Raw genomic sequence first — 7,439 nt, 5'->3', positions numbered from 1 at the left:
CGAAAAATGGGCCTCCGAAACGAAGGCCTACATCAAATGGGAATGCCAGGATGCATGACCCGCTCTCAGCAGAATTTCCAGACCTCAGGTTGCTCAATCATCATGCGCGAGGAGCGCCTGCCATGCCTGGCGATGTGCAAGGGTACAGCAAAGCGACCCCAGACCGAGCGACCCGAGCGGGCCACCGTCGGGAAGTTCATCAAGCATCGGCGCGTATCGTGGATCATCGGGGGCGACCCCGGCCACCCGGTGCAGCGCCAGACCCGCCGCGTCGGCGGCGGCCTGCATATGCGCCCATCTGTCAGGTCGCGAGTCGAGGTTGATACAAAAACCTCGTATCCATGACTGGTTGAACTGGCCGTCATAAATGACTCCTTGCGTTTCGTTCAGACACTAACAGCGGACGAACCGTGCTCAAGGCGAAGGATGCCGCCCGGGCACGCCCGCCGTCGGGCCACCGCGGGACTGAAGGCGTCCGGTCGGGCACAGGCAGCATATCGTCCCGGCGTCACCCTGGCTGAGCCCCGGTCCCGCGCCGCGTGACGCTGCGTTACGTTTACGTTCACGTCATCTTTCCTTGTAGGCTGGCGGCCAAATCCTCAAGTCTTTGGCATGACGCACGCAGACGGAGGACGCCCGAGATGACAACGGACCGGACCATGACCATCCGCGAGATGTGCGAGGCCTTTGACGTGACGCCCAGGACCCTGCGGTTCTACGAGGCCAAGGAACTGCTGCACCCGCGGCGGGACGGCCAGAAGCGGCTGTTCAGCAAGCGCGACCGGGCGCGGCTCAAGCTGATCCTGCGCGGCAAGCGCTTCGGCTTCAGCCTGGAAGAGATCCGCCAGTTGCTGGATCTCTACCACATGGACGACAGCCAGGAGACCCAGCTGCGCAAGACCTACGCACTGGCCGAGACGCATCTGGCCGAGATGGAGGCGCAGCGCGACGAGTTGAACGAGGCCATCGCGGAACTGAAGGACCAGATGGCCTGGGGCGCCCGGCGCCTGAAGGAGCTGGCCCCCGACCGGGCCGCCGGCTGACAGCAAGACCCAAGGGAGAGAGACCAGACATGCCGATCTACACCGCCCCCACCAAGGACATGCAATTCCTGCTGCACGACGTCCTGGCCGTCAGCGAACAGGACATCCCCGGCTTCGAGGAACTGGACCGCGACTTTACTGCCGCCGTGCTCGAAGAGGCCGGCAAGGTCGCCTCCGAGGTGCTGCTGCCGCTGAACACGGTCGGGGACCGTCAGGGCTGCAGCCTCGACAACGGCGTGGTGCGCACCCCCGAGGGCTTCAAGGAGGCCTTCGAGGTCATGAAGCAGGGCGGCTGGACGGCCATGGACTGCGACCCCGAGTATGGCGGCCAGGGCCTGCCCTACATCATGCACACGGCCGCGCAGGAGGCCTTCGTGTCGTCCAACATGGCCTTCAACATGTACCAGGGCCTGACCCATGGCGCCTACAACGCGATCCACGCCCATGGCTCGGAGGATCAGAAGCAGACCTACCTGCCCAAGCTGGTCAGCTGCGAATGGGGCGGCACCATGAACCTGACCGAGCCGCAGTGCGGCACCGATCTGGGGCTCATCCGCACCAAGGCCGAACCGCAGGACGACGGCACCTATCGCATCTCGGGCCAGAAGATCTGGATCTCGGCGGGCGAGCACGACCTGGCCGACAACATCATCCATCTGGTGCTGGCCAAGATCCCCGGCGGCCCCGAGGGGGTCAAGGGCATCTCGCTGTTCATCGTGCCCAAGTTTCTGGTGAACGCGGACGGCAGCCTGGGCGCGCGCAACGCGCTGTCCTGCGGCGGGCTGGAAGAAAAGATGGGCATCCACGGCAATGCCACCTGCGTGATGAACTACGACGGCGCGACCGGCTATCTTGTGGGCGAGGAACACAAGGGCATGCGTGCCATGTTCACCATGATGAACGAGGCACGCCTTGGCGTCGGCCTGCAGGGTTATGCCCAGGCCGAGATCGCCTACCAGAACGCGGTGGGCTTTGCCCGTGATCGCCTGCAGGGCCGCGACGTGACCGGCACGAGGAACCCCGACGGGCCGGCCGATCCGATCATCGTGCACCCGGACGTGCGTCGGAACCTGATGGACCAGAAGGCCTTTGTCGAAGGCGCGCGCGCCTTCACCTACTGGGGCGCCACCATGATCGACGCGAGCCACCGCAAGGATGACGAGGCGGCCGAGCAGATGATCTCGCTGCTGACCCCGGTCATCAAGGGCTTTTTGACGGACAAGGGTTTCGAGACCTGCGTGCTGGCCCAGCAGACGCTGGGCGGCTCGGGCTTCACCCGCGAATGGGGGCTGGAACAATTCGTCCGCGATGCCCGCATCACCATGGTCTACGAGGGCACCAACGGCATCCAGGCGCTCGATCTGGTGGGCCGCAAGCTGGCCCAGAACGGCGGCAAGGCCATCATGGCCTTCTTCGACATGGTCAAGGATTTCATCAAGGAGAACGAGGACAACGCAGCCCTCAAGGCCGACTTCCTCGACCCGCTCAAGGCGGCCTCGAAGGACCTGCAGGCGGCGGGAATGTATTTCATGCAGCAGGGCACGAAGAACCCCAACGACGCGCTGTCCGGGTCCTATGACTTCATGCACATGATGGGCCATGTCTGCCTGGGGTTGATGTGGGCGCGTCAGGCCAGGGCCGCCATGGCAGCGCTGGAGGACGGCGCGGAGGATACCGAGTTCTTCGAGACCAAGATCGCCACGGGGCGCTACTACATGGCGCGCCAGCTGCCCGCTACGGCCACGCACCTGGCGCGGATCAACAGCGGCGCGGAGACCGTCATGGCGCTTGAGGCGGCGCAGTTCTGATGGAACGGTGGGGCGAGGGCCGCCGCGCCCTCGCCGCTGACCCGCACCCGGAGGAGACCATGCCCAAACGCTTTCGCCTGACCCGCCGCTTTCCCGTCTCGATGACCGAGGACGGCTATCGCAGGCTGCGCCGCTTCGCCACCGAGGCGGGCCTCGACGAGGGCGAGGCGCTTCTCGTTCCTGTTCGAGAACTTCGACAGCGTGATCGACAGCGAGAGCTTCGGACACCGGCTGCGACTCTTCAATTCGGACCTGGCGGCTCGCAAGAAATGAACCGTCCGACCCGTCGAGACCGCCCCGCGACCCGTGCACAGGCGGGGGCGAAGCAAGCCGGGCCGGGGCTTCACCTTGGACGCGGGATCGCTCTCCAGCTCTCCGCGCGGGGCCTTTGTCGCGCATTAAGGTTAACGCAGGGTTATCGGGGCACGGTCCCCCCCTTCATCTTGGCAAATAAACTCGATGGCGCGACGTCTCGGCCCGCGGGCAGGACCGGCGGGGGGACGCCATGACCCCAAGGCTGCATTGCTTCGGTGAATCCGGCCATTCCTACAAGGCGGCCCTGGCCATGACCCTGGCGGGCATGGCGTGGCGGCCAGTTTTCGTGGATTTCTTCGCGGGCGAGACCCGCAGCCCCGGGTTTCGCAGCGATGTCAACGCGATGGGTGAATGCCCTGTTCTGGAGACGGACGCGCTGACGCTGACCCAGTCTGGTGCGATCCTGCAATGGATCACCGACCGGACCGGCCGGTTCGGCGGGACCGAGGCGGAAAGATACGAGGTGCTGCGCTGGGTGCTTTGGGACAATCACAAGCTGTCCTCGCAGCTTGGCATGCTGCGCTTTCTGATGAACTTCGTGCCCGAAGAGAAGCGCCCGCAGGACGCCATCGCCTTCGTGCAGGGCCGCACGCGGTCCGCGCTCAGGACCTTGGACCAGCATCTCCAGGGCCGCGACTGGATCGTGGGTGCGGGGCCGACGAATGCGGACCTCTCCTGCTGTTCCTACCTCTACTACCCGGAACCCTTCGACTTCGACAGGGCCGACTGGCCGAATATCGACCGCTGGCTGTCCCGCATCGCGGGACTGCCCGGCTGGCGACACCCCTATGATCTGATGACCCGGGCCTGGCCCGGGCACGTGAAGGAGGAAACATGACCGACGCCTATATCTACGACGCGCTGCGCACCCCGCGGGGCAAGGGCCGCAAGGACGGGGCCCTGCACGAGGTCACCAGCCTGCGCCTGTCCGCCCAGGTGCTCGACGCGCTCAAGACCCGCAACGCCCTGGAGGGGCACGCCGTCGAGGACGTGATCTGGGGCAATGCCACGCAGGTCGGCGAACAGGGCGGCTGCCTGGCGCGGACGGCCGTTCTGGGCTCGGACCTCGACCAGTCCATCCCGGGCCTGTCGATCAACCGTTTCTGCGCAAGCGGCATGGAGGCCGTGAACCTGGCCGCCAACCAGGTGCGCGCCGGCGCGGGCGAGGGCTACATCGCCGGTGGCGTGGAAATGATGGGCCGCGTGCCCATGAGCAGCGACGGGGCCGCCGTGGCCGTGGACCCGACCGTGGCCATGGACAGCTATTTCGTCCCCCAGGGCATCGCCGCCGACATCATCGCCACCGAATACGGCTTTTCCCGCGACGACGCCGATGCCTTTGCCGTGGAAAGCCAGAACCGGGCCAAGGCGGCCTGGGACGCGGGCCGATTCGACCGTTCGATCCTCCCCGTCACGGATCAGAACGGCCTGCCGATCCTCGACCGCGACGAGCACATGCGCCCGGGCACCGACATGCAATCGCTCGGCGCGCTCAAGCCGTCGTTCAAGGACCAGGGCGAGGTCATGCCCGGCTTCGACCAGGTCGCGCTGATGAAATACCCGCACCTGGAGGCGATCAACCACATCCACCACGCCGGCAACAGCTCGGGCATCGTGGACGGCGCGGCCGGCGTCCTGATCGGCTCGAAGGCATTCGGCGAGAAATGGGGCCTGACCCCGCGCGCACGGATCAAGGCCAGCGCCAAGATCGGCACCGATCCCACGATCATGCTGACCGGCCCGGTGCCGGTGACCAGCAAGATCCTGACCGAGACCGGCATGACGCCACAGGACTTCGACCTTTTCGAGGTGAACGAGGCCTTTTCGGCGGTCGTGCTGCGCTTCATGCAGGCCTTCGGGGTGGACCACGACAGGGTCAACGTCAACGGCGGGGCCATCGCCCTGGGCCACCCGCTGGGGGCCACCGGAGCGATCATCATCGGCACCCTGCTGGACGAGCTGGAGCGGCGCGACAAGGAGGTCGGCCTGGCCACGCTCTGCGTCGCCTCCGGCATGGGTGCGGCCACAATCATCGAACGCGTGTAAGGAGGGCCAGAGACATGACCGATTTCACCATGACAACCGACGCCGAGGGCGTCGCCACCATCACCTGGGACATGCCGGGCCGGTCCATGAACGTCATGACCCGCGAGTCGATGCAGGTGCTCAACGGCCTGATCGACACGGCGCTGGCCGATGACACCGTCAAGGGCATCGTCATCACCAGCGGCAAGCGCGATTTCGCCGGCGGCATGGACCTGAACACGCTGGCCACGATCCGCGACGAGGCCGGCGACGAACCGGCCAAGGCGTTGTTCGACTTCACCATGGCCGGGCACCACATGCTGCGCAAGATCGAGCGCGCGGGCATGGACGAGCGCAACAAGGGCGGCAAGCCCATTGCCGCCGCTCTGCCCGGCACCGCGCTGGGGATCGGGCTGGAACTTCCCTTGGCCTGCCACCGCATCTTTGCCGCCGACAACGGATCGGCCAAGATCGGCCTGCCTGAAATCCAGATCGGCATCTTTCCCGGCGCGGGCGGCACCACGCGGCTGGTGCGCAAGCTGGGGGCCATGGCCGCCAGCCCGCTGCTGCTGGAGGGCAAGCTCAACGACCCGAAAAAGGCCAAGGCGGCGGGCGTCATCGACGAGGTCGTGGACGATCCCGTCGCAGCGGCGAAGGCCTGGGTCCTGTCCGGGCCTGCCATCGTCAAGCCCTGGGATGAAAAAGGCTACAAGATGCCCGGCGGCGCGCCCTATCATCCGGCGGGCTTCATGACCTTCGTGGGCGCCAGCGCCATGGTCAATGGCCGCACCAAAGGCGTCTACCCGGCGGCCAAGGCTCTGTTGTCGGCCGTCTACGAAGGCGCCATGGTGCCCTTCGACACCGCGCTGAAAATCGAGGCGCGCTGGTTCACCCATGTTCTGATGAACCCCTCGTCGGCCAACATGATCCGCAGCCTCTTCGTCAACAAGGAAGCCCTGGAAAAGGGCGCGAACCGTCCCGAGGTGCCGGATCAGACGGTACGGAAGGTCGGCGTTCTGGGTGCGGGAATGATGGGGGCCGGCATCACGCTGGTGGCGGCCATGGCGGGCATCGAAGTGGTGCTGGTGGACCAGTCCGCCGAGGCCGCCGAAAAGGGCAAGGCCCATACCGCCGACTACATGGACAAGGGCATCAAGCGCGGCAAGGCCACCGAAGACAAGAAGCAGGCCGCGCTGGACCTGATCACAGCCACGGATGACTATGCCACCCTTGAGGGCTGCGACCTGATCGTCGAGGCGGTCTTCGAGGACATCGGCGTAAAGGCCGAGGTGACGAAAAAGGTGCTTCAGGTGGTGGGCGAGGACTGCATCTTTGCCTCCAACACCTCGACCCTGCCGATCACGGAGCTGGCCGGGGCCGCGGACAAGCCCGACCAGTTCATCGGCATCCATTTCTTCAGCCCGGTGGAAAAGATGGCCCTGGTCGAGATCATCAAGGGCCGCGAGACCGGCGACCGCGCGGTGGCCAAGGCGCTCGATTTCGTGCGCCAGATCCGCAAGACGCCGATCGTGGTCAACGACGCCCGGTTCTTCTACGCCAACCGCTGCATCATTCCCTATATCAACGAGGGTATCCGCATGGTGCGCGAGGGCGTGGCCCCGCCGCTGATCGAGAACGCGGCCAAGCTGGTGGGCATGCCGCTGGGGCCGCTGCAACTGACCGACGAGACCTCGATCGACCTCGGCGTCAAGATCGCCAAGGCGACCCGGGCCGCCATGGGCGACGCCTATCCCGATGCCGAGGTGGACGAGGTGCTGTTCTGGATGGAGGGCGAGGGCCGTCTGGGCCGCAAGGCCAACGCTGGGTTCTACGCCTATGACGACAGCGGCAAGCGGCAGGGCCTCTGGGCCGGACTGGGCGAGAAATACGCGCCCGCCGCGGACCAGCCCGACCTGACCGATGTGCAGCACCGGCTGCTGTTCGCGCAGGTGCTGGAGGCGGTGCGCGCGCTGGAAGAGGGCGTGCTGGAGGACATCCGCGAGGGCGACGTGGGCGCGATCCTGGGCTGGGGCTTCGCGCCGTGGTCGGGCGGGCCCTTCGCCTGGCTCGACATGCTGGGCGCACCCTATGCCGCCGAACGCTGCGACCAGTTGACCGCGCGGTTCGGCGACCGCTTCGCCTGCCCCGCCCTGCTGCGCGAGATGGCCGAAAACGGGCAGAGCTTTTACGGGCGCTTCGGCGCGGGCCACGACAGCCGGGCGGCCTGACCGGCCGCGCCGGGCGGGGC

Annotated in this window: 6 protein-coding genes and 1 pseudogene; all 7 read left to right on the top strand. The window is 66.4% G+C overall.

Features of this window, described 5'->3' with window-relative positions:
- The coding region (locus ACH107_RS27870) for a hypothetical protein (RefSeq protein ID WP_412508969.1) at window positions 1-345 on the top strand (345 nt) is incomplete at its 5' end.
- Window positions 346-641: 296 nt separating this feature from the next.
- Complete coding sequence (locus tag ACH107_RS27865) at window positions 642-1,043, top strand: MerR family DNA-binding transcriptional regulator (protein WP_310691572.1); 402 nt, start codon at window positions 642-644, stop codon at window positions 1,041-1,043.
- 29 nt (window positions 1,044-1,072) lie between these two features.
- Window positions 1,073-2,851 carry an acyl-CoA dehydrogenase C-terminal domain-containing protein gene (locus tag ACH107_RS27860; protein WP_310691571.1) on the top strand — a complete coding sequence of 593 codons (1,779 nt, stop codon included), beginning with the start codon at window positions 1,073-1,075 and terminating at the stop codon, window positions 2,849-2,851.
- 59 nt (window positions 2,852-2,910) lie between these two features.
- A pseudogene (locus ACH107_RS27855) lies at window positions 2,911-3,124 on the top strand (hypothetical protein).
- A gap of 232 nt (window positions 3,125-3,356) precedes the next feature.
- The gene (locus tag ACH107_RS27850; RefSeq protein ID WP_412508966.1) at window positions 3,357-4,004 is read left to right on the top strand and encodes a glutathione S-transferase family protein; all 648 of its coding nucleotides are present in this window, start codon (window positions 3,357-3,359) and stop codon (window positions 4,002-4,004) included.
- Window positions 4,001-5,212, top strand: a complete 1,212-nt coding sequence (locus tag ACH107_RS27845; protein WP_412508965.1) for an acetyl-CoA C-acetyltransferase — start codon at window positions 4,001-4,003, stop codon at window positions 5,210-5,212. Before ACH107_RS27850 ends, ACH107_RS27845 begins: the two co-directional genes overlap by 4 nt.
- A gap of 14 nt (window positions 5,213-5,226) precedes the next feature.
- The gene (locus ACH107_RS27840; RefSeq protein ID WP_412508963.1) at window positions 5,227-7,419 is read left to right on the top strand and encodes a 3-hydroxyacyl-CoA dehydrogenase NAD-binding domain-containing protein; all 2,193 of its coding nucleotides are present in this window, start codon (window positions 5,227-5,229) and stop codon (window positions 7,417-7,419) included.
- The last annotated feature ends 20 nt before the right edge of the window (window positions 7,420-7,439 follow it).

It is taken from the genome of Roseovarius halophilus (ex Wu et al. 2025) (assembly GCF_047086965.1).
Note: the sequence above shows the minus strand (reverse complement) of the source record. Positions and strands in the feature narration are given on the sequence as shown.